The 20356-nt window shown below is 45.5% G+C and carries 27 protein-coding genes and 1 pseudogene; 11 read left to right on the top strand and 17 right to left on the bottom strand.

Annotated elements, in window-relative coordinates; genetic code table 11:
• Positions 1–18 precede the first annotated feature (18 nt).
• The 17 genes and pseudogenes from GT348_RS07285 to GT348_RS07205 form a co-directional block, all read right to left on the bottom strand.
• Positions 19–285 carry a hypothetical protein gene (locus tag GT348_RS07285; RefSeq protein WP_160619138.1) on the bottom strand — a complete coding sequence of 89 codons (267 nt, stop codon included), beginning with the start codon at positions 283–285 and terminating at the stop codon, positions 19–21.
• Positions 282–458, bottom strand: a complete 177-nt coding sequence (locus GT348_RS07280) for a hypothetical protein (RefSeq protein ID WP_160619137.1) — start codon at positions 456–458, stop codon at positions 282–284. Before GT348_RS07280 ends, GT348_RS07285 begins: the two co-directional genes overlap by 4 nt.
• Positions 455–631, bottom strand: a complete 177-nt coding sequence (locus GT348_RS07275) for a hypothetical protein (protein ID WP_160619136.1) — start codon at positions 629–631, stop codon at positions 455–457. Before GT348_RS07275 ends, GT348_RS07280 begins: the two co-directional genes overlap by 4 nt.
• Positions 628–1578 carry a phage baseplate assembly protein gene (locus GT348_RS07270; protein ID WP_160619135.1) on the bottom strand — a complete coding sequence of 317 codons (951 nt, stop codon included), beginning with the start codon at positions 1576–1578 and terminating at the stop codon, positions 628–630. Before GT348_RS07270 ends, GT348_RS07275 begins: the two co-directional genes overlap by 4 nt.
• 14 nt (positions 1579–1592) lie before the next feature.
• Positions 1593–1949, bottom strand: coding sequence for a phage baseplate assembly protein (locus tag GT348_RS07265; protein ID WP_160619134.1), 357 nt, complete (start codon positions 1947–1949; stop codon positions 1593–1595).
• Positions 1939–3342 (bottom strand): annotated as a pseudogene (locus tag GT348_RS07260) (DNA circularization N-terminal domain-containing protein); the annotation flags it as partial. The pseudogene GT348_RS07260 and the gene GT348_RS07265, both read right to left, overlap by 11 nt.
• 195 nt (positions 3343–3537) lie before the next feature.
• Positions 3538–6351: a hypothetical protein gene (locus tag GT348_RS07255; protein ID WP_160619133.1), complete on the bottom strand. Its 2814-nt coding sequence runs from the start codon at positions 6349–6351 to the stop codon at positions 3538–3540.
• A 130-nt stretch (positions 6352–6481) separates the two neighbouring features.
• The gene (locus GT348_RS07250; RefSeq protein WP_160619132.1) at positions 6482–6814 is read right to left on the bottom strand and encodes a phage tail assembly protein; all 333 of its coding nucleotides are present in this window, start codon (positions 6812–6814) and stop codon (positions 6482–6484) included.
• Positions 6815–7174 (bottom strand): phage tail tube protein, encoded by a 360-nt coding sequence (locus GT348_RS07245; protein WP_160619131.1) that lies wholly within the window; start codon positions 7172–7174, stop codon positions 6815–6817.
• A 3-nt stretch (positions 7175–7177) separates the two neighbouring features.
• Complete coding sequence (locus tag GT348_RS07240) at positions 7178–8656, bottom strand: phage tail sheath subtilisin-like domain-containing protein (protein WP_160619130.1); 1479 nt, start codon at positions 8654–8656, stop codon at positions 7178–7180.
• Positions 8649–8873, bottom strand: a complete 225-nt coding sequence (locus GT348_RS07235) for a hypothetical protein (RefSeq protein ID WP_160619129.1) — start codon at positions 8871–8873, stop codon at positions 8649–8651. The genes GT348_RS07240 and GT348_RS07235 overlap by 8 nt, the downstream gene beginning before the upstream one ends.
• A complete protein-coding gene (locus GT348_RS07230; RefSeq protein ID WP_160619128.1) occupies positions 8866–9450 on the bottom strand; it encodes a hypothetical protein in 585 nt (194 codons plus the stop codon). Before GT348_RS07230 ends, GT348_RS07235 begins: the two co-directional genes overlap by 8 nt.
• The gene (locus tag GT348_RS07225; protein WP_160619127.1) at positions 9444–9866 is read right to left on the bottom strand and encodes a gp436 family protein; all 423 of its coding nucleotides are present in this window, start codon (positions 9864–9866) and stop codon (positions 9444–9446) included. Before GT348_RS07225 ends, GT348_RS07230 begins: the two co-directional genes overlap by 7 nt.
• A 2-nt stretch (positions 9867–9868) precedes the next feature.
• Positions 9869–10117, bottom strand: a complete 249-nt coding sequence (locus GT348_RS07220; protein WP_160619126.1) for a hypothetical protein — start codon at positions 10115–10117, stop codon at positions 9869–9871.
• On the bottom strand, positions 10117–11073 hold the full coding sequence (locus GT348_RS07215) for a Mu-like prophage major head subunit gpT family protein (protein WP_160619125.1): 957 nt from the start codon (positions 11071–11073) through the stop codon (positions 10117–10119). The genes GT348_RS07220 and GT348_RS07215 overlap by 1 nt, the downstream gene beginning before the upstream one ends.
• A gap of 13 nt (positions 11074–11086) precedes the next feature.
• Entirely contained in the window at positions 11087–11569 is a 483-nt protein-coding gene (locus GT348_RS07210) for a hypothetical protein (RefSeq protein WP_160619124.1), read from the bottom strand.
• The gene (locus GT348_RS07205) at positions 11569–12567 is read right to left on the bottom strand and encodes a phage protease (protein WP_160619123.1); all 999 of its coding nucleotides are present in this window, start codon (positions 12565–12567) and stop codon (positions 11569–11571) included. Before GT348_RS07205 ends, GT348_RS07210 begins: the two co-directional genes overlap by 1 nt.
• Positions 12568–13259: 692 nt before the next feature.
• On the opposite strand from GT348_RS07205, the gene GT348_RS07200 reads away from it, so the two are divergent.
• The 11 genes from GT348_RS07200 (at position 13260) to GT348_RS07150 (ending at position 20342) form a co-directional block, all read left to right on the top strand.
• Positions 13260–13814, top strand: a complete 555-nt coding sequence (locus tag GT348_RS07200; RefSeq protein ID WP_160619122.1) for a hypothetical protein — start codon at positions 13260–13262, stop codon at positions 13812–13814.
• Positions 13815–14107: 293 nt separating this feature from the next.
• Positions 14108–14638: a hypothetical protein gene (locus GT348_RS07195; RefSeq protein WP_160619121.1), complete on the top strand. Its 531-nt coding sequence runs from the start codon at positions 14108–14110 to the stop codon at positions 14636–14638.
• Positions 14639–14960: 322 nt separating this feature from the next.
• Entirely contained in the window at positions 14961–15515 is a 555-nt protein-coding gene (locus GT348_RS07190; RefSeq protein WP_160619120.1) for a hypothetical protein, read from the top strand.
• 216 nt (positions 15516–15731) lie between these two features.
• Complete coding sequence (locus tag GT348_RS07185) at positions 15732–16280, top strand: hypothetical protein (protein ID WP_160619119.1); 549 nt, start codon at positions 15732–15734, stop codon at positions 16278–16280.
• A 99-nt stretch (positions 16281–16379) separates the two neighbouring features.
• On the top strand, positions 16380–16883 hold the full coding sequence (locus GT348_RS07180; RefSeq protein ID WP_160619118.1) for a hypothetical protein: 504 nt from the start codon (positions 16380–16382) through the stop codon (positions 16881–16883).
• A gap of 89 nt (positions 16884–16972) precedes the next feature.
• Positions 16973–17470 carry a hypothetical protein gene (locus GT348_RS07175; protein ID WP_160619117.1) on the top strand — a complete coding sequence of 166 codons (498 nt, stop codon included), beginning with the start codon at positions 16973–16975 and terminating at the stop codon, positions 17468–17470.
• Positions 17471–17561: 91 nt separating this feature from the next.
• Positions 17562–18071 (top strand): hypothetical protein, encoded by a 510-nt coding sequence (locus GT348_RS07170; RefSeq protein ID WP_160619116.1) that lies wholly within the window; start codon positions 17562–17564, stop codon positions 18069–18071.
• A gap of 91 nt (positions 18072–18162) precedes the next feature.
• The gene (locus GT348_RS07165) at positions 18163–18723 is read left to right on the top strand and encodes a hypothetical protein (RefSeq protein WP_160619115.1); all 561 of its coding nucleotides are present in this window, start codon (positions 18163–18165) and stop codon (positions 18721–18723) included.
• Positions 18724–19358: 635 nt separating this feature from the next.
• Positions 19359–19610 (top strand): hypothetical protein, encoded by a 252-nt coding sequence (locus GT348_RS07160; RefSeq protein WP_160619114.1) that lies wholly within the window; start codon positions 19359–19361, stop codon positions 19608–19610.
• A gap of 58 nt (positions 19611–19668) precedes the next feature.
• A complete protein-coding gene (locus GT348_RS07155; RefSeq protein WP_236646462.1) occupies positions 19669–19938 on the top strand; it encodes an antitoxin in 270 nt (89 codons plus the stop codon).
• A gap of 11 nt (positions 19939–19949) precedes the next feature.
• Positions 19950–20342: a type II toxin-antitoxin system VapC family toxin gene (locus GT348_RS07150; protein WP_236646461.1), complete on the top strand. Its 393-nt coding sequence runs from the start codon at positions 19950–19952 to the stop codon at positions 20340–20342.
• The last annotated feature ends 14 nt before the right edge of the window (positions 20343–20356 follow it).

Genomic DNA, 20356 nt, shown 5'->3' with positions numbered 1-20356 from the left:
GCACTATGACTTGCTGTGCTATGTTGCGCAGCGCTGTGCTGTGTTGTTCTGCGTTTTGCTTTGTTCTAGGCTGACCGGGCCATGCTTTTCTGTGCCGATTATGCCGGGTCGCGCCATGCTGTGTCGCGTCATGCTTTGCCATACCCTGCCTTGCGGGTTTGTGACCTGCCCGTGTTGTGGCGTGTGGTCAGCAACAGCAGAGAGATCACAGCCATAGGAAAAGACAGTGGTTCTGACGGCGGCATGTGGCTTGATGGAGCGGTAAGTAGCAAAGAGCTGTTTCATTTTTGTGCCACTGATTTATGGCGGTGCCATGCTTTGCCGTGCCGGCCTGTGACCTGCTTGTGTTGTGGTGTGTGGTTAGCAACAGCAGAGAGGTCAGAGCCATAGGAAAAGACAATGCCCCCAACGGCGGCCTGTGGCCTGATGGAGTGGTAAATAGTGGAGAGCTGTTTCATTTTTGTGCCACTGATTTATGGCGGTGCCATGCTTTGCCGTGCCGGCCTGTGACCTGCTTGTGTTGTGGTGTGTGGTCAGTAACAGCGGAGAGGTCAGAGCCATAGGAAAAGACAATGGCTGTGACGGTGGCTTGTGGTCTGATGGAGCGGTAAATAGTGGAGAATTGTTTCATTTTTGTGCCACTGATTTATGGCGGTGCCATGCTTTGCCGTGCCGGCGTGTGACCTGCCCGTGTTGTGGCGTGTGGTCGGCAATACCGGAGAGGTCATAGGCGTCTGGTGGAACAACAGAAATTTTGGTCTCGCAGCTTTGCCCTGATATGCTCCAGGTTACGGCACCAATGAGCATGTCACCATCAATTTGATTGACGCTATCTTTGACCCGAACAAGTTGATTTGGGCGCCATAATGTTTTCTTTTCTGTCAAAAGGCGGGGCACGGTATAGACGCGTGCCGAACTTTTTGCGCGTGTTGTTCTCATTCGCCATGCGGCCTGGTCATTCAGGCCATAAGGCTGGTTTTGGCTGCGCGGTGGGGTGTCTGTCTTTGTCAGGGCTGGTGGGTTGTTCCAGCCGGCTCTGGGTTGTGAGCGTGATTGTTCCAAAATGCTTGCAAGGTCGGTGCCTGTTTGTGAGGGGGGCTGTTCTTTATTATTATGCGAACCCGCAACATAAACTTTTGGTCTGTAGCGCCCCACGCGTGAATCGTAACAATATCCAAACGAACAGACAGCCGCCTGTTCGTGGTCTGCGTGTCCTTTTGTCAAAGCCACAGTGCCGGCCGATTTCTGGGTGCTAAAAGCGCTTTTTCCGCTTCTGTGAGCAGCTTTACCCTGTGCTTTGACAATATGGTCAGAAAATGACTGATTGAGGCGTTCTTCAAAACGCTGCACATTTCCGCCGGGAAAGATTAAATCTTCATCAGCGCGTGTATCGCCTGGTTTTGTGAGCAAAATGCCACCTAAACCATCTGACGTGACCAGCACGCCTCTTTGCCGGCTTTGTTTTTCAATGGCATCGAGTACGCTGGACCCAGCCTCAAAGGCAACAACTTCAAAGGGCGCGCCCGTATCAACAACTTGCCTGACACTCAGCCCATAAGGGTTGGCGAGTGACCCCACAACTGTTTCGAGTTTTACACGATCAAGGCGGCCGGGCCTTCAGGCTGGGCCGTGCAGTCAACAATATCACCCGCTTTGTCCCGCCCCGAAATGGTGAGCTGGAGAGAGTTTGCATCGCCGCTACTATTAATGGCCTCAATCCAGCCGCGTAATACGGGCTTGTTCATGATCTGAATTTCGATAGCGGCGCCCAGCACTGGCTTTTCCTGTGCTTTTATCGGAAATGACATAGCCAGTTCTGCACGGAATATGCCTGCGAGATTGGACAGGTCAAGCCCGACTTCCAGGCTGGTCCAGTGCTCAAAAAGATGACCTTCAATAAATAATTTAGCTTTGGGGTCGGGTGTGACGTGGGATTTTTTAGCTGTCATTATTCATCTCCAGAAGCTCTAATGTTCCAGAAGGTGTGAGGCCAGGGTGAGACAGGCCATTACGCAGCACAGCATCGTTAAAAATGGATTCAACCTGGCTTGTGTCATCTCCTCCCACAGCGTAACAGAGCGACCATAATGAAGAGCGCGCCGCTACGGGGACGGTTTTGATTTGCGGTAATGAGCCTATGCGGGCATTGCCATCGACAGTAAGGCCGGTTTTAAGGCTCTGCACGGCAGAAAATACCCTCCCGAGTGATATGGGAGCCTTGGCCGTTATGGCTGTTTCTAAAGCTGTCAGAAGGGAATCACACATTTCCTTTATAACCAGAAGCTGTTCTTCAGCTTCCTGATTATTGGTAAATTCCATAGCAGCCCATGCTGCGGCGAGCTGACTGACCACAAAGGCCTGGGCTGCCACACCAAGTGCCAATATGTCACTCGATAATGGATTGCTCTCCGCAATGGCCTCGGTAACGCGGCCTGTTTCACGTGCACCGGCAATAAGAAGTGCGGCAATGGTTTGCCCTGTTACGCTTTCTGTTTCTATCTGCCCATCAGCGCCTATTTGATAAAATAAGGCTGTGTTTGACGGGAAGGAAGCCCCTGACTGCGCGCCATTACCCGGCTGTGAAGGCTGGGTATTGCCCGATTGTGATCCATTACCCGGTTGTGAAGGTTGGGTATTGCCTGACTGTGAGCCATTACCTGATTGCGAGGGCAGGGCCGTTCCTGATTGCAAAAACGTGCCTGACTGTGAAGGGAGGGCAATGACTGACTGATTAGGCTGGGTAATGGCCTCTGTGAGTGAAGCAGGCAGGGTAGCCAGAACAGAAACGACATTTTGGGCGTAAGAGCCATTATTATTTTGTCGTGGGGCGACCACACCATTAGAGGCTGCGGCCAATGCTGGAGCAATGGCGCTTTTGATAGGTTCAGGTGCAGACGCTGTCAGACTATCCCAAATACCCTCACATTGTGAAATAAGTGAGTTCACACCCGAGACCAGTGATAGCGGCAATGACGCAGCTGATAGCACCAGCGAAATGGCGCTTTCAGCCTCATCCATCAATTCATCGGCTTTTTCTAAAACATTATTGACGGTGTCATTAATGCGCCCGAGCAGGCCCTTTTTACGCGGAGGGTCAGGGTCGCGCACAACCTGAACTTCAAAAGACGTACAGCGAATTTGTCCCTGATGGAACTTAAATGAGGCCAAGCTGACGGGCCTGACCTTGAGCTGGCCCCACCAGGGATGGATGAGTGTTTTCTTCCCTGGTTTCATCAGGGCTTTGCGCATTCTTTTGGAGCGAATGACATAATCATCACCAACAATCACACCAGTGATTGTAATGGTCGTGTCTATCGCTCCAAAATCCTGAAAGAGCTGCTTTTCAGGGGCAGGTCAGGAAATAAAATACGCTTGATGCGGCGTCCGGCCCCTTCGCTTGAATCTATGATGGAGAAGGAAACACCCGCCAAATAGCTTTGTTGCGTTAAGCGTGAAAACAGGCCCCCGCCAGGCCGCTACCAAGTTGTGCAATCTCGGAGCCGGCCAGCCCGCCCAAACCAAAAGAATCTAACATGATTATGCCCTCATCATCATTTGGCCATGATCAACAAGCACAGAAACATTATTCCCGGGTTGTTGGGTATGTTTTGATGAAACGCGCATATCCTTGGGAGCTTCGATTTTGAGACGAACGACTGTTTCCTGTTTTTGTGTTTTGACAGTGCGTAAAGATAGCGGAGACGGCGCCCCATTCGTGAGTGAAGCCGGATCTATACCCATAGGGTTTTGGCCAAGAGCGCCAGCATTAAACCCAGCTGGAAGCTTTGTACCCACATTGGCAAATTTGGCCACATTTGCTGGATTTCTGCCAAGAGCATCAGTATTGATCCCACCTGGAAGGTAGCTATTAAAGCTCATGACGTTAGCCGCGCCCGCTGGATCTTTGCTTATAGCATCGGCCTTGCTGTCATTGGCGGGTGCGTTTGTGCCATGAAGCCCCTTATTGAACTGGAGCTTCTGGCCAAGCTCAACCGTTGACCTCATCTGTTTTTCTGCAAAATCTTTGGCACTGTTTTCATCGGTTGCCGCCGCAGCTTTTGAAGCTGGAGCTGAGATGTCAGCAGCAGCAGACGCCGCTGCATCGGCAGCTGATTTGTCGGACTTCTTGTCAGACTGCCACCAGTGTTTCATGCTATTCCACATCCGGGGGAAAAGATTGGATAGATATGAAACGAATTTGGAAATATCGTTACCAAGATCTACAAAAAACTTTTTGACCTTATCGAAGTGGAAGATCAGCATATATAAGCCGTATCCCACTGCGATTATAGCCGCGACCAATGCAGCCGCTCCCTCAGCAGGCGCTCCGAGCACTGCTGCAATTCCTGTTACGATTGCCTCTATAACCTCGCCCAGGAACTCAAAAACTACTACTGAACCCCTCACAACTCTGCCAATTGTGCCACAGGCTGATACTATACCTCTCACTGCCGGGCCAAAAAATCTTCCAATTTTTCCCGCAACTCTCATTATCGAGCCAAAAACAGATGTTATGCCTCTCCATATTGAGCTGGCAGTTCTTGCTGTAGCGCTTGCGGCTCTACTAAAAAATTCTGTAATATTTTTCCCGGATTTTCTTATTGATCCGAAAGCAGATTTTATATTTTTCCAAGCTGAGCTGACAGTTCTTGTTATAGCTTTTGCGGCTCTGCTAAAAAATTCTGTAATATTTTTTCCGGATTTTCCTATTGATCCGAAAGCAGATTTTATGTTTTTCCAAGCTGAGCTGGCAGTTCTTGCTATAGCGCTTGCGGCTCTGCCAAAAAATCCTTTAATACTTTTCCCTATTAAGCCAAAAAGTTTTCCTATACCCTTTATTATTGAGACAATTGCAGTCGGTAATAAAGCGAGTGCACTTGCCAATAGGTCTGCTGCAAATTTGCAGTTCCGTTCAAGAAATGAAAATATAGAATTAAGCCAATTTATGCATGCCGTAGCTGCGTCTATAGCAAATGTAAGACCGTTAGCGATATGTTGCCCAAGTTGGGACAAGGCTTCTTCAAATCTATTGATGCTTGCCAGCTTACCATTCATTTCTTGGTGCAAATCGCGTTGCAAATTGTCCGGATTGACCTTAGATACATTTCCCTTAATTTTTGTATATTGCTCTTGGTGAGCGACTAGGTCTTTAATGAGATCTTCACTACCTGTGCCTTTGAAAAGAGCGTGTATTGCCTTATCGTTACTGCCCTTGATCTTGCCTAATTCTTTGATACGGTTTATCAGAGCCGTTATGGGGCTTATGCCAGCCTTATGTGCATTAGCTATCAGCTCTGCGATGCCTTTTCCGCCGAAGTTTTTTCTGAAATTTTTGTCTGTCGTCGAAGAGTTTAGAGCAGTATAAAGCTTGTCGACGTTTTCAAATGCTTCTTTGTCTGTTTTCGTGTCTTTACGGGCAAAGGCTAAGAGCGATACCATATCATTTACACCATCTCTTCCCTTAAGACCTGCCTTTTTGGCATTTTCTGCAGATTTGGCTAAGTAACTATTTACATGGTCAAATGATATTTTTGGCAATAGGCCTACAATATCCTTTCTTTCAATGGATGCAGCCGCGGCGAGGGCGCCTGCCAGTTCATCAGTACTAATTCCCAGGTTTTTCTGAAGATTGACCCCGGTATGGGCGACGTCTTCGATGCCAGTTCTATAGGCTCCGGCGACCTGGGCATCTATTGTAAGGATCTTGTTACCTTCTTTGCCGCTATATCCTTCGTGATAAAGATAATTTTCTACTTTGGCCAAATCCAAACTGACCTGACCTGTGGCATGGGCTAGCTTGGCGATAAAGTCTCTCTGAGACTGAACAAACTCCTCCAGTGCCGCGTCATAGAGGCCTTTACACTCCCCGATACGGCGAATAACATCTTCTAATTTTCCGTTATCTTCGAAAGATTTGAGTGATAACCCAATGTCGCTATCATTAGATTTTGACTCTTCTTTTTCATGCTCATGTGATTTTTTGCCGCCATGGTCTGTTTTGTGGCTTATGGCATCGCTTACATGATGACCTGTATGATGAGGGCCGCCTGGCACGTAGTTTGTTTTATGACCTGCATCATCAGTGACTGATTTAGAAGACGACCAGTGATTAGTGATGGCATTCATGGCGCTAACAGCGCGATTCATCGTTTCAATGGCTGTATCGCTATTTTTTGCTGCGTCGTCGATCTTTTTATTGAGGGCCGTAAAAGAAGTACAGATCGTTTCTAATTTGTCGCCAAGGTCGCCTATTTTTGTTTTAATATCAGAAAGTAAACTATTGGTCGTTTTAATACCCGACATTTGGCCGAGCGCCTGCGGTGCGGACTGTGCAGTAGGTTCGTACGCCATTCTTAATCCTGTGCTTCCAGTTGAGTCACATAGTCATTCTGGGCCGTAGCCCAGAAATTTAGTTCCATTCGCGTCAGTGCCCGAAGATCGCTGCGACCAAATCGTAACGTATTGGCAATAGCTGCCAATTTTACGTGCCAGTCGTCTCCCCATCTTCCAAAAAATAGGCAATAATTTTTTGGCAGCGCATATAATCGCGGGCAGGAAGAGAGCGCAGTAATTTTTCGCCAACCAGATCATTCAGCCCTGTGGAGCGTTTGAGCATATCAAGCGAAATTTTTGCCCCTGAGCCACTTGTGCTGCTATCAATCAGATCGCCCGCAACCAGCTCACTAAAAGTGAGCTCTGAGAGCTCACGGGTTGTGCCACCTTTGACAGCCATCGAAATGGGCCGCGATAAGGTGTACTGTACACTGCCATCTTCTTGCAGTTCTGCGCCTTTTGGTAAGTCTGTCTCGCTCATTTATTCAACCTCCTGATAAGTGTTAAAGCTGAAAACAACCGAAGCGGGCTTGCCGCCACCAGCCCATTCTGGCTGTTCACGCACCCAGGCATCAGACACAACAATTGTTGTGCCTAAATCAGTCTGAAGCTGAAGCTCATTTTCACCCAAAGAGGGGTCAAAATCATTGAGAGACATTTCAGTTGTGGCGTTGACATTCACCTTGACCTGACCCCCCTGATATTCAGAGGAGCGCAATGTGCGGAAATTGGCATGAACGTCGTTATTTTTAATGCCACTTAGCTTTATGGAGCTGCTTTTATCAGTGTCATATTGCTTGCCGCGCCAGAAAAATCGGATAATACCTAAAGTCTGTGCCATGTCTTACACCTGTAATTGCAAAGAGTTTGCCAGAACCGTTAATGATCCCATCGGCAGAATTGGTAATGATGAATCAACACGAGACCGGTCAGAAGTGTTACGCTCAAAAACTGATTGCGGTCCTGTCGTGGCAACATCATCAATCCAGCCACGGTTCTGATATAAAAGACATTGCGCTATCCAGCTTGCCTTTAAGGTGCGTGTTGTGACAACGCCATCAGCACTAGATAGAGGACTATGATCATCAGCCAGTTTAGACCGCGCATATGTTTTGTTAACGTAACTATTCCACTCATAACGCACACGCGCTGCAATGGCAGGAATCATAACATCCCACACACCGACAGATTGATGTGTTTGCGGGTCAGACACACGAGCTGTAATAACGCGCTCTAAAGTGACTGTGCCATCTTGTGCAATTGTAACGGTTGAACATCCATTACCAAGCAGCACAGAGCGTTGCGTGTCTGAAAACTGGTCAGATGTTTCTGGACCAAGACCTGCGAGTGTATTGAGCGGCAGGGTGCGTAGCTGGCGTGCAGGGTCATTATTAAGTGACTGTGCAAGCTGTGCTCCCAAAGCTGCACCAATCTGCCATGGGCTGCAACGAGGGTTAGAGAGAGGCAGTAAAACCAGCTCTTCGGAGGTTGAGAAATTTTGTTGCAGGGCAAGAGCCTGGCCCTGAGTGGCACGCAACCCAACCACAACACGCATATCTTTGGCCACCATCGCATCTTTGCGGCGGTTTGCCTCTGCTACAGCGGCTGTAATGGCAGCACTATCTGTCTGGCATAAAATAAGATCAGTATACCAGCTTTCACCCAAAGCAAGCAGGGCGTCAGAAATATCAGCCACTCCTGTGCCACCTTGCATGGCTGTGACTTTTACGGTCACACCGGCAATTTGGTCATTAAAGGCACTGGAATAACGAATATCAAAATCATTACCCAAAGCACCTGCTTCACCAGCAGTCACTGTGACAGATTTTTTGTCAGAACCAAGAGCGAGCTTAAGGCCCGTTAAAGCAAATGCTTTGCTGGTTTGGGCTGCATTAATCAGTCCGGTTGCAATATCAGCAGCACTGGCTCCGACATTGACAGTCCAGTTTAATCTCACGCCAGCGGCAATAAGAGCAGCTGTTGTAGCTGCGGAGGCTGTACCTTCAAAAGAGATTGTAGCACTGGCAGCTACGGCATCATCAGCCAGAGCTGCGCCAATGACATCAACACCGAGAGTAGGCTTTTCGTCAATAAATGTGCGTACGGCCTGGGCCAGAATACTGCCTTTGCCGTAAATCTGTTCTGCCTGGCCAGCCGTAATATAATGGTGCAATATACCGGCGGCTTCTTTTTTACTGGTTTGCCCAATAATGACAGGCCGCACAGGCATGCCGGCTAATGTGCCAGGTGCTGGCACGTAGCTAACCTCTGTATAACTGCCTGGAACCGGCCATTCACCGGGTATTTCCTGAAAATCAGGCATCTGATTTTTCTTCCTTTCTTGAGGGAACGCATTGAACAGCCTGAGCTGTAATTTTAGTGGCTGTCTTTTCAGCAGCCACAATCAGGTCACCGGCCCGTAGGGCACGAGCCCAATAAGGGTCGTTTTTATTGACCCTGAATAATCCGGCCGGTACATCATCTCCGCGGGGGGTAACAGCACGCCGCCCGTCAGCAACTTTAACAAGAATGTTACTCATCTTTTTTCTCCAGCACCGTCGCGACTTTGCTTTGAAGCGTGATAAAATCCTCCAACAGGGCTAATGTTTCAGCATTGCCCAAACTGACATCGTTAAAAATCAGCTCTGCCGTAATCAGGGCACTGCGTTCCTCAAACCAGTCTCCTGATTGAGACATATGCAGCCCCTGAAGGCGGCATGTGCCAATAGTGGGTACTTCCCAGCTATGCATTCCGCCGGCAATCGCAGCCATCACACCGGTAACTCCCATTCCTCTAAGCTGCCCTGTTCCCAGATACAGATCTCTGGACGTCACATGAGTGAGCAAAATAGAGAGAGGGAAAATGGCATCTCCTCTAAAAAAGGCGCCGGCATTTTCATTGCGATGCCATCCAGCAAAGCCCAAAGCCACGCAGGCTCCATTTTTCATAATGGCCTGTAGGGTTTGCTTTGTTGGACTTGGCGGTAAAATCGTGTGAGCAAACGCGCTTTCTGGCAAAATGACCTTTAGCCGCGCTTGCACTGCCTCAAAGAGGTCAGTCAGAACGTCACCCTTCAAAATGGCATCAGGATAAGAGGGCGGAATATCCCCTACCATAATGCCACCGCATTAACCTCAGTCTGCCGTGTAGAAACGCGCGACCAGATAGATCCCGTTTCATTGACAGCCTGCGCATCAAGCGTCGCTTTTCCGGCTGCCACGTCGCATAACCATGCCATTGCAGCTTGTTGCCCGCTTTTGATTTGCTCAGAAGGGACATTATCGCCACCCATTGCCAAATCGAAACGAGCAAGCTGACAGCAAACGCGAACCAGTACAGGGGTAACCGGGCTGACTGGCAGCTTGTATCGACGCTGGAGATAACTGTCCATGACAGCCGAAGCATCGTCTAAAACCTGTTTTACACGGGCTTCATCTACCGTACCCCGAGGGCAGTCGAGATCGGTCGTTGTGGCCGCAATTTCATGACGGCCAAAACGCTGGATGAGATCATTGAGCGTCGCATAAGCCATGATTAGACAAACTCAATAAGGGTCAGTTTAGGCTCTTGGCGCATGGCCTCAATCTGGCCAGGTTCCAATTCATCACGCGCCCAAATTTTGAGGCGCTCATGAGCAATCCCTGCACGTCTGAAACCGGGTGAAACGCAGGTGACCAAAATGGTCCCTGCTTTCAGCTCAGTGTCTTTTGCAGCGCCAAGAAGGCGGGCCTGCATCATTTCTGTGCGGGGGGCAGCCGGTTTTTCGTCTGTTTTGCGCGACATTATTCACTTACCGCCAAAGGATTGAGATAAGGGCAAACCACAAGTTTGGCTGTTCTGCTCCATGGATTAGAACCCGTGACATAAGTCTTGCCATCAGGTGCCAAGGTAGGCAGGAAGTCTTTTTCTATAAGCTGCCGCGCTGGCCCCTCTAAAGAAGTGGGGACGAAAATCATATCTGGCCGTGTGTTATAAGGTGTGCCATCACGGCGATATTGCGCCTGCATCTGGCCAATAGCTTTGCCAAGATTTTCAGCCGTTAAGGGAGCTGTAGAGCGGAAGGCAAAATTATGCAGACCATAACCCGCAGCACAGCGCCCGTCAGCACCCCATACAAACTCATTACCATTAAATACATTACCCTGCTGAAGCTGGGTGCGCGCCTGAATAACGAATTTCCGACGGTTCTGGAAAATCATCGGCTTCATAGGCTGGCGTGTATTAAATAAGTACCATGCTGCTGTTGTAGCCTCGCCAGAAGCAGGGCGCATAATATTTGAAAAAGCCGTTAATGTGCCCGTCTGGTCATAAGCTTCATGGTCAGGATCAAAGAAATATTGCCCATCCATGCCGCGATTTTTATGACCATTTTCAAGAAGCTCAAAAATGAGCTTGTCAGGCAGACTAGCCGCATCAGAAGCGAGCTGCTGCACAATAGGGGTTAAAAACCCCATCTGGTCATCTTCAATATCTTCACGACGAATAGAGAAAGTCTGCTCAAAAGTGCGGTTGGCAACAGAAATGCGGCCTTCCTCACCAATGCGATGCACCACGCGCTGGCCAAACCATTCCCGAAAACCTGGCAGCTCCATGAGGCGGGGATAAAGATTTTCTCCCGCAGAGGAGGGAACCACCATGGTAAAAGGCTGGTAATGCGTATCGACAGTTTCAATATATTTGTTAAAGGCCAAATTCACGCGTGTCGTTAACGCGTTGATATTACCTATATTAATGTCCATGTTACCTATACCTTCAGGAAATGAGCACAAAAGCATGGCCGGCTTCAATTCCGGCGAGTGTGCCCGCCCTGAGCCGCTTGGCGCTGCTTGCTACATTATGTGTTGTGGCATCAGCCGCGTCTGTCTGCTCCGGGGCATGATCGCTCATGTCATGATCACTAAGCGAGACTGTCTCATCATCAATGGCATAAACATCTTGCCCGATAGCGGCCCAGCTTGGCATATGATCGAAGGGCAGAGCGTAACAGCCTTTTTGCACCCATATGGGAGATGGCGATGAAGAACCCTCTCTATTATCGCTACCTTGCCGCGCAATGCCGATAGCCGCCACCAAAGGTGAGGTTGTGTTGCGAGACCCAGCCGGCACAATGGTGCCATCTTCACAGACTGCCACAATAGAGCCGCGATAAACGCAATGACCTGCCGCTACAGAATGAGCAAATTCTGGTGCATGAGTAGAAAATTTTTCAGAAACCACCCTGTCTTTTGTAAGCATTATCCCAGCCCTCCTTTTTTCAGATCGTCTGATGTCAGGCCAAGCGCGGCATCAATGGTTTTAAATGACGGAGCGTTTCCATGTGGCATGGCCAAGGCAGCACCATGAAGTGTAACGCTCTCTGATGAGGGGGCATCAGCCAGACCTGCTACAATGGTTCTTGCCAATTCAGGGTTAGAGGCATGGAGCGTAATAAGCTGTGTTTTCAGCTCACTCGTAATGGCCTTTTTCTGACCGGCTATTTCGACAAATCTCTCACCTGCCATGCGGGCATTGGCGGTTTTTAGCTCGTCAATCTGTATTTGCAGGGCTTTTTGGTTTGCCGCATGGAGCGAGACCTGATCTTGTCCTGCTCTGAGCTTTGTGAGAATGGCCTCATCCGTGATAGTCTGATCTGACTGATCCAGCCCAGCAAGCTGAGCCGCTCCAGTCCGAAGCAAAACATAAAGCTTGGCAGCTTTTAAAGCTGAAGCAATCGCCGCGGTGATGGCGGCTTCATCCGCATCAGCCGGCAGGCCGAGGCGTGTACGCAGTGCAGAAAGTGGATACGTCAACGCATCCTCCTGTATCTGTTGTGAATGAAGGGTCTGGAGAGAGAGATCAGGATTATTGGTCAAAGAAGCCCGCATGATCTGGATGACCTGGCCGCGATAATCGCTTTTTAAAACAGGCGAAATAGCCCTATAGGCCTTATCTGCCATGATGTTTTTGCCGCGGTTTGTCCATTCGACACGACCCCAAATGCCGTCATCACGCACCTGCATGGCTGTAATCCACCCCATGGCTGGGGCTGTCTTGCCACGGGGGGCAGCGAGATCTGTGCTGTGATTTTCATCAAGCACAATTTTCCCCTGCTTCATGGACTCCCTTATAATGGCATGAAGCTCCTCAGCGCGCAGCGTTCTGCTCCCGCCAGCAGCGGAGAACGACCCGGAGGGGAGTAAATGCACCCAGTCAGGCACATTATTGTCGTCTTTCGGAAGGGGCAATTCTATCATCTCGCTCATGCAGGCGAGAATGAGCGAAATAGAGCTGATTATTCAGGGGCCAGAACCACCCCCCGATAGCGCCAATAAAACCAGCTCCATATTTTACCGCACAGACATTTTTTGCAGTCCGGGGTAAAATCTATCCTGAAGCAGACTGCAAAGCCTGCAGCCCTGTTCGAAATTGTTTGAAGAGCGTTTGAAAATTGATATCGGCCACTGCAAGAGCGCTTTTGCTACAAAGTTATTTTGTTTGAGCGCAAAACTGGCAGATTATTTATTACTTTCCCAGCATTCAGAAAGCCGCCCTCTCTGAGCGGCTTTTTCTTTTTGGGTGGTGAGTTTGACAGGCCATCACTCTCTAAGCGTTTTTGGGAAAAATTCCTTTCTAGATTGAAACGAAATGCTATTTCAAGACTTTAAGGGAAAAACCTGAGCCAGAAGCAAACGGCCTGTATCAAGAGTTACGTAATATCGTGGTAATGGCGTTATAATCGAAATGAAGAGCTACCCAAATGAAATGTGTTTTTGGCTTAGTAACGGCAAGGCTGGCGTTAACACATTGTTAATGAATAGCAAAAAGTAGATATTTCTAGAAAGTATTTTAGCTTCAAAGCTATTTTGTTTAAGCCCGAAACTGGGTATCAGAAAGGGAGGAAGAATGCGTTATTCTTTATATAGGAAACTAGGAGAGGGTTTTATCAATGTCGAAGTTACTGAAAACTATGCTAGGGGCTGTTGCCCTAACATATTGCGTCTCTGCTCACGCCAAGCCATTCACAAATCATGATGCCATTATTGAAGCAAAGAACTTCAATTTTAAGTGTAGTAGTCGCAAGGACAAGTCAAGTTGTGAAGACGATCTGAAAACATTCATTAAAGAATATCAAAATGCCTATGTTGGTGATTATCAGGCGCAGCGTAATGTGGCTGATGCCATTTGGAAATATCGTGACCCAGAGGATCCTGCCAGCCATATAGAGGCTTGTGCCTGGTCGACCATATTCGTGTTTACCCCATCAAGATATAAGCAGTCTAATGATCGTGTAGATGTGGAGATAAAGTGCGATTTTTCTGAAGATGATAATGCTGCGTTAATTTATAAGAATGGCCCGACTGTTCGTGAGCGTGTTGCGCAAATTAAAAAGATTATAAATGCTCGTACGGTTCATCCCGTAGATATTAAAGAAATGGATTTTGTTGTCAGAAGAGATCATGACGAGAAACATGCTGGCGTAGGCTGGAGCACACAGGACTGATTGAGGATTATTTCTTTGTTATATGGAAAGCCGCCTTAGTGGGGCGGCTTTTTCTTATGGGACTTTGAAGGGGATGCCAGAGCTGGAAGTAGACGGCATTTACTAGTAATTTCGCGATATCGTGACAGTGACACTATAATCAAAATAGAAGAATTCCCAAATGTGGTTGTTTTTTATTTTATGTTTGTCTGAGCAATGACTTGAAGCGACTATTCCGTTTAAGTGCAAAACTGGGTATCAAAAGGGAATGATTTATTATTCTTTATATAGGAAACTAGGAGAGGGTTTTATCAATGTCGAAGTTACTGAAAACTATGCTAGGGGCTGTTGCCCTAACATATTGCGTTTCTGCTCACGCCAAGCCATTCACAAATGAAGACGCTATTGCGGAGGCAAATAGCTTTAAGCTTGTTTGTGGCAATCATGATAAGGCACGTTGTGAACATGATCAGAAAATCTTTATCAAAGAATATCAGAGTGCCTATGCGGGGGTTTTTGAGGCCCAGAGAGAAGTAGCTTACGCTATTTGGAAGTATCGTGATCCAGAGAATGCTGCCAGTCAGATAGGCGCCTGTGCATGGCAGACTATAGCCATGTCCAGCTCATCAAACTCTAAAGTTCCTTCAGATGATGATCGCACAAAAAAAATGTGCCAGTTTGCTACGGCTGATAAAAAGTCGTCACTTGCTATTCAAAAGCGGGTCGAGCAAATAAAAAAAATTATCGCTATTCATACGGTGTATCCCGCAGACTTTGAAGTTTTTGATTTCATCCAAATAGATTATGATAAAGACGTTTCGGATGGAGCAGATAGCGCTGATTGAGGATTATCGTCTTTCTGTCACAAAAAAGCCGTCTAAATGAGGCGGCTTTTTCTATGGATAGCGCTAATATTCTGTTAATGAATCGTGATAAAATAAAAGAATGTCTGCCCAAAACTATGTGCAGGCTAGAGTAAAATATATCTTGCAACGTGCCTTGAGGGCGGTAGATTTGTTTGAAACATGTTTCAAAGTAAGTATTGGCTGTTGCGAACTCATTTTTGGCAGGGTTGCTATTTCATCCTCTTTGAAAATTGAGTATCAAAGAAAGGAATATGACCTATTATTCTTTATATATGAAAAGAAGTTTGAAAGGATTTTATTAATGTCAAAACTAATGAAAACTATGCTTGGCGCTATAGCCCTAACATATTGCGTCTCTGCCCATGCCAAACCATTTACAAACCAGGATGCTGTTGCTGAGGCAAAAAAATATAAGTTTGTTTGTGGTGAGGATGACAAGTTAAAATGTCGAGCTGATCGAAAGCAATTCATAAAAGAATATCAGAACGCCTATGCGGGTGATTTTTTTGCTCAGAAAAATGTAGCAAAGACTATTTGGAAGCACCGCGACGGGCAGGATCTTAATAGTCAGATAGGAGCCTGCGCCTGGGAAACCATAGTCGTGCGGACTGATACAATATATAAAAATGGAATTGAAATCTATGATCAAAAAGACATGTGTAGTCATCTAAGTGGGGACGACAAACCTCCACAATCTTATGCTCCTGCGGATGTTGTTGAGAAGAAAATCGAAGAAATAAAGAAAAACATTCAGGCTCGTACAGTCCATCTCGTAAATGTTGAAGAAATGGATTTTGACGTCAAAAGAGACCATGAAGAGTCACATGCTGGCGTGGGCTGGAGTGATAAATATTAAGCTTTGAGGTTATTAATTGCCTTTCTGCTATATGGAAAGCCGCTCTATTTGAGCGGCTTTTCTTTTTGAAAATTGTTTATAAGTAGTTATATAATAGTGAAAATTTTAATGATAATCAAAATAGACATATAATGAACCATATACAATAATATCTTTAATGATGTGATTGTTTGATATTGATATTTGTCATAAGAAATGTCCGAAGGGATTTTAATTATGTCAAAACTAATAAAAACCATGCTTTGTGCTATTACGCTGACTTATTGCGTTTCTGCCCGAGCCGAAATATCTGGTAATGAAGAGGCGATTAAACTGTTAAACAGACTTCATTTTTCTTGTGACAATCATAAAAAGTCAGATTGTGAAGTAGCCCATAATCTTCTTGTTAAAGAGTATCAAAATGCTTTTGCAGGTGACTATCTTGCTCAAAGAGACGTGGCCGCTATTATATGGGAATATTATGACAAAAAGGATGATGTTGCGTTAGAAGAAGCCTGCGCCTGGCAAACATTAGTTACGCAAACAAAATCAAAATATAAGCGCTCAACAGACCGTCTTTATTTGAACCTCATGTGTAAGCCGTTTTTTGGTGTTTATAATGCTTCAGATGTTCCCAAAATAGAGCCTACTGTTAAAAAGCTTGTTAAGGCGATGAAGGAAATTATCGGATATCACATAACACATCTCGTGGATATTGATGAGATTAATTTTAATGTCGAAAGAGACCATGACCAAGCTCATGCCGGGCTGGGGTGGGATGACTGAAAGTAATAAAGCAAGGCTGAAAATTATTCACCAAGTTTTATTAAATCGAAAAAACCCGTCACTTTCTGCTTTATTGATTGTCCTGAAAAGATATTATTGATGTTTAAATTAACGAAAATCGTCTTTGGCAGTGCTGCCCTGATATATTGTGTTTCGGCTTACGCAAAGCCATTCACAAATGAAGATGCCATAAATGAGGCCAAAAATTACGAGTTTTATTGTGGTGACACTCATACAAAGTCAGAGTGCACGCTAGCCCGAAAAGCCTTTATTAAGGACTATCAGAATGCTTATGCCGATGACCGTACTGCGCAGGAAAAAGTCGTTCATGCATTGCGGGAGTATCGGTCTAGGGATGATGCTTCTACCTTGCTAGATGTTTGTGCATGGCAACTTTTTCTTATCCCCGTGAAGCCAGAACAAAGACTTCCAGGACAGCAACATGGTTGGGAAAGCATGTGTAGTCTGTTTTCCGCTGGAGATCCAAATTTACGACTTGGGTATGGCCAGCGGTTTTTGGTCACGCGGATTTACGAAATAGGACGAATTATAGGGGCGCATACAGTCCATCGGGTGAAAGGAAATTCTGATGGGAAAAAGTGACATAATGATCAAGAATTATTCATTTTGTTTCCAAAACGGAAAAACCTGTCATTTCCCCCTTTATTGATTGTCCTGAAAAGATATTCTTTATGCTTAAATTAGTAAAAACCATCTTTGGCTGTGTAGCTTTGATATATTGTGTTTCGGCCTCCGCGAAACCATTTACAAATGAAGATGCCATAAATGAGGCAAAAACTTATGTGTTTTACTGCGGTGATACTCACACCAAGTCAGAATGCGCGGAAGCTCGAAAAAACTTTATTCAGGACTATCAAAATGCTTATGCTGGTGATCGTCCTAGCATGATTAAAGTGACTGATGCTTTGTGGGAGTATCGGTCTCGGAGCGATATTACTAGCCTGTTAGATGCTAGCGCGTGGGATTATGTATACGGAGTGATTTTATCGGGAACATTTTCCCAAAAAGAGTCTTTAAAGGCCTATAAAATGGCCACGCCAATTACGGGCAAAATTAAGGATGCGGATTCACGTTTCTCTCCCGGCTTTCGGCTGATCGCATTACGGGCCTTAGACATAATGGAAGTTATTAAGGCACATACAGTTCATGCCGTAGATAGTGATGAGTGACTAAAGCAGGTCTCAAAATTGCTCTCCCATGTTCCAAAACGTAAAACGCAGTGACACTGCGCCGTAAGATTGGCTTAAAGGAATATTATTCATGCTTAAATTAGTAAAAACCATTTTTGGCAGTGCTGCCCTGATATATTGTGTTTCGGCCCATGCGAAACCATTTACAAATGAAGATGCCATAAAAGAGGCAAAAACTTATGAGTTTTATTGTGGTGATACTCACACCAAGTCAGAATGCGCTGAAGCTCAAGAAAACTTTATCCAAGATTATCAAAATGCCTATGCTGGTGATTATGCCAGTGTGACCAGAGTGGCCGATACTTTGTGGGAGTATCGGGACCGGAGCGATATTGTTCCTGCCATGATAGAGGCCTGTTCTTGGCAATATGTGGTCATGTCATATGACTTAAAAAAATTACCCAAGAAAGATGGTGAAAATATGATTAAGATATGTGCACCAGCTATGGGTAAAGGAACGAAGTCGGGTTTGAAGTTCTCTCCTACTCGCAACCGGCTCATTCATGCGCGGGCGTTAGATATAGTAAATATTATCGGTGCTCATACAGTCGATGCTGTAGATAGTGATAGTGATGAGTGACAGAAATAGGGCGCGAATTTCCCCCCTATGTTTCTGAAAAGTGAAACCCTGTGACTCTGTGCCATAAGATTGGCCTAAAGGGATATTACCCATGCATAATTTAGTAAAAACCATTTTTGGTAGCACTATTTTAATATATTGTGTTGCTGCACACGCGACGTCATTCACTAATAAAGATGCCATTCATGAGGTAAAAAGCTACGGTTTTTACTGTAGTGCCGCTCATAATAAATCGGATTGTGACGTAGCCCAAAAACTTCTTATAAAAGAATATCAAAATGCTTATGCAGGTGATTATCTTGCTCAGAGGAATGTGGCCTATATTCTCTGGGACTATCAGAGGTGGGATAATGCTTCTATGTTAACAGAAGCTTGTGCGTGGCAAACTATAGTCATGCAAACCCAGTCAAAATATAAACGCTCAACAGATGGTGCCTATCAACAGTTTATATGTACGTCACCTTTTGATGACTACTTTCAATCCCCATCTATTTCTGTGTCCAAGCCTTCTGTTAATAAGCGTGTTGCAGAAATAAAAAATATCATCAAAGTCCATTCAGTTAGTCCCATAGATATTGATGAGATTAATTTTAATGTCAAAAGAGATCATGACCAGGCCCATGCTGGATTGGGGTGGAATGGCGGAAAATAATAGGAACAAGTTTTAGAATTATTTATTATTTTTCCCGAGAGCCATTATACTTTGTCATATAAAAAAATCTGGCAAAGTATAATGGCGCAGGGCAATCAAAAATAAAAAACTTCGCCAGATCGTAGTGAAGCTCGGTGTTGGCTTGGAGCGAAGTTATTTACCCTTGCCGAAAACGAGCTTCTATTGACTTTCCTGTTATAAGAGAGGCGTCCGAAAGGATTTTATCAATGTCAAAATTGATGAAAACCATATGAGGCACTATAGCCTTAACATATTGCGTCTCTGCCCACGCCAAGCCATTTACAAACCAAGATGCCCTTGCCGAAGCCAAAAGCTTTAAGCTTGTTTATGGTAATCACGAAAAATCAAAATGCGAAGACAATCGGTGGGTTTTCATTAAAAAATATCAGAATGACTATGCTGGTGATTTTATCGCTTAGAAAAATATAGCAAAAGTCATTTGGAAGTATCGCGACCGGAAAAATCTTAAAAGTCGGATAAGAGCTTGTGCGTGGCAATTTATAGTCCTGCGGACATACATAATATATAAAATTAGAAACGAAGTTTTCGATCATAAAGAAATCTGTCATGACATTTTTGGTGATGATGACAGACCTGCATAATCTTATGCCCCTGTGAATGTTGCTGAAAAGAAAGTCAAAGAAATAAAGAAAATTATTAATGCGCGCACAGTTCATTTTGTAGATATTAAAGAGATGCAATTTAATGCTAAAAGAGACCATGACGAGTCACATGCTGGCGTGGGCTGGAGCGAAAAATACAAATTAAGAGTTCTTTTTTTACTGGAATTTATAAAGCCGCCTCATATTGGCGGCTTTTTTTACTTTGGATCTATATCAAAGAGCTTGTTTTTGATACGAAGATAAAGGTTTTAAGTAACTGGTAACTTTTTTGTATATAGATACCATATATATGGAGGGCTGCGTGCCATATTCATCACTTATAAAAACATCAACGCCACGTGAGGCGAGACTTTTTCGAAATAATAAAAGCCAAGCTGTTCGTATTCCTGTAGATTTTGAGTTGCCAGGCAAAAGCGTGCTCATTCATAAAGATGGAGACTGTTTGATTATCGAACCTTTGGCTCATAAAGGTTTATCTGCAGCTCTGGCTAATTTGCAGCCTTTACTTCCTGAAGACTATTTTCCCGAAATAAATACGACCTCACAGCCTTTGTCAGAAATCGAATTATGAAGCAGCTTTATATGCTTGATACAAATATTGTATCTGAATTAGCCCAAAATCCTCATGGCCCTGTGTCTCACAAAATCGCAGAAATTGGCGATGATGCTATTTGTGTTAGTATTATTACGGCAGCAGAACTTCATTATGGATGTGCCAAAAAGGGTTCAGCAAAATTAACACACCAGATTGAAGCTATTTTAAATAGTGTTAAAATAATGGCTCTCGATATTCCTGTTGATAATCAATATGGCACTATCAGAACGCAGCTTGAGGCGTCTGGTCATGTCATAAGCCCTCATAACCTCCTTGTGGCTACTCAGGCCTCTGCTCTTGGGGCTATAGTTGTAACATCTAATATTGAAGAGTTCGGAAAGCTAGAAGGTTTGAAACTGGAAAATTGGCTGGCACTTTAACATAATAAAAGAAG

Origin of the sequence: Aristophania vespae, assembly GCF_009906835.1 — a bacterium.
GTDB classification, from domain to species: domain Bacteria; phylum Pseudomonadota; class Alphaproteobacteria; order Acetobacterales; family Acetobacteraceae; genus Aristophania; species Aristophania vespae.
The sequence above is the reverse complement of the archived record's forward strand: the minus strand, read 5'-3'. Positions and strand labels throughout refer to the sequence as shown.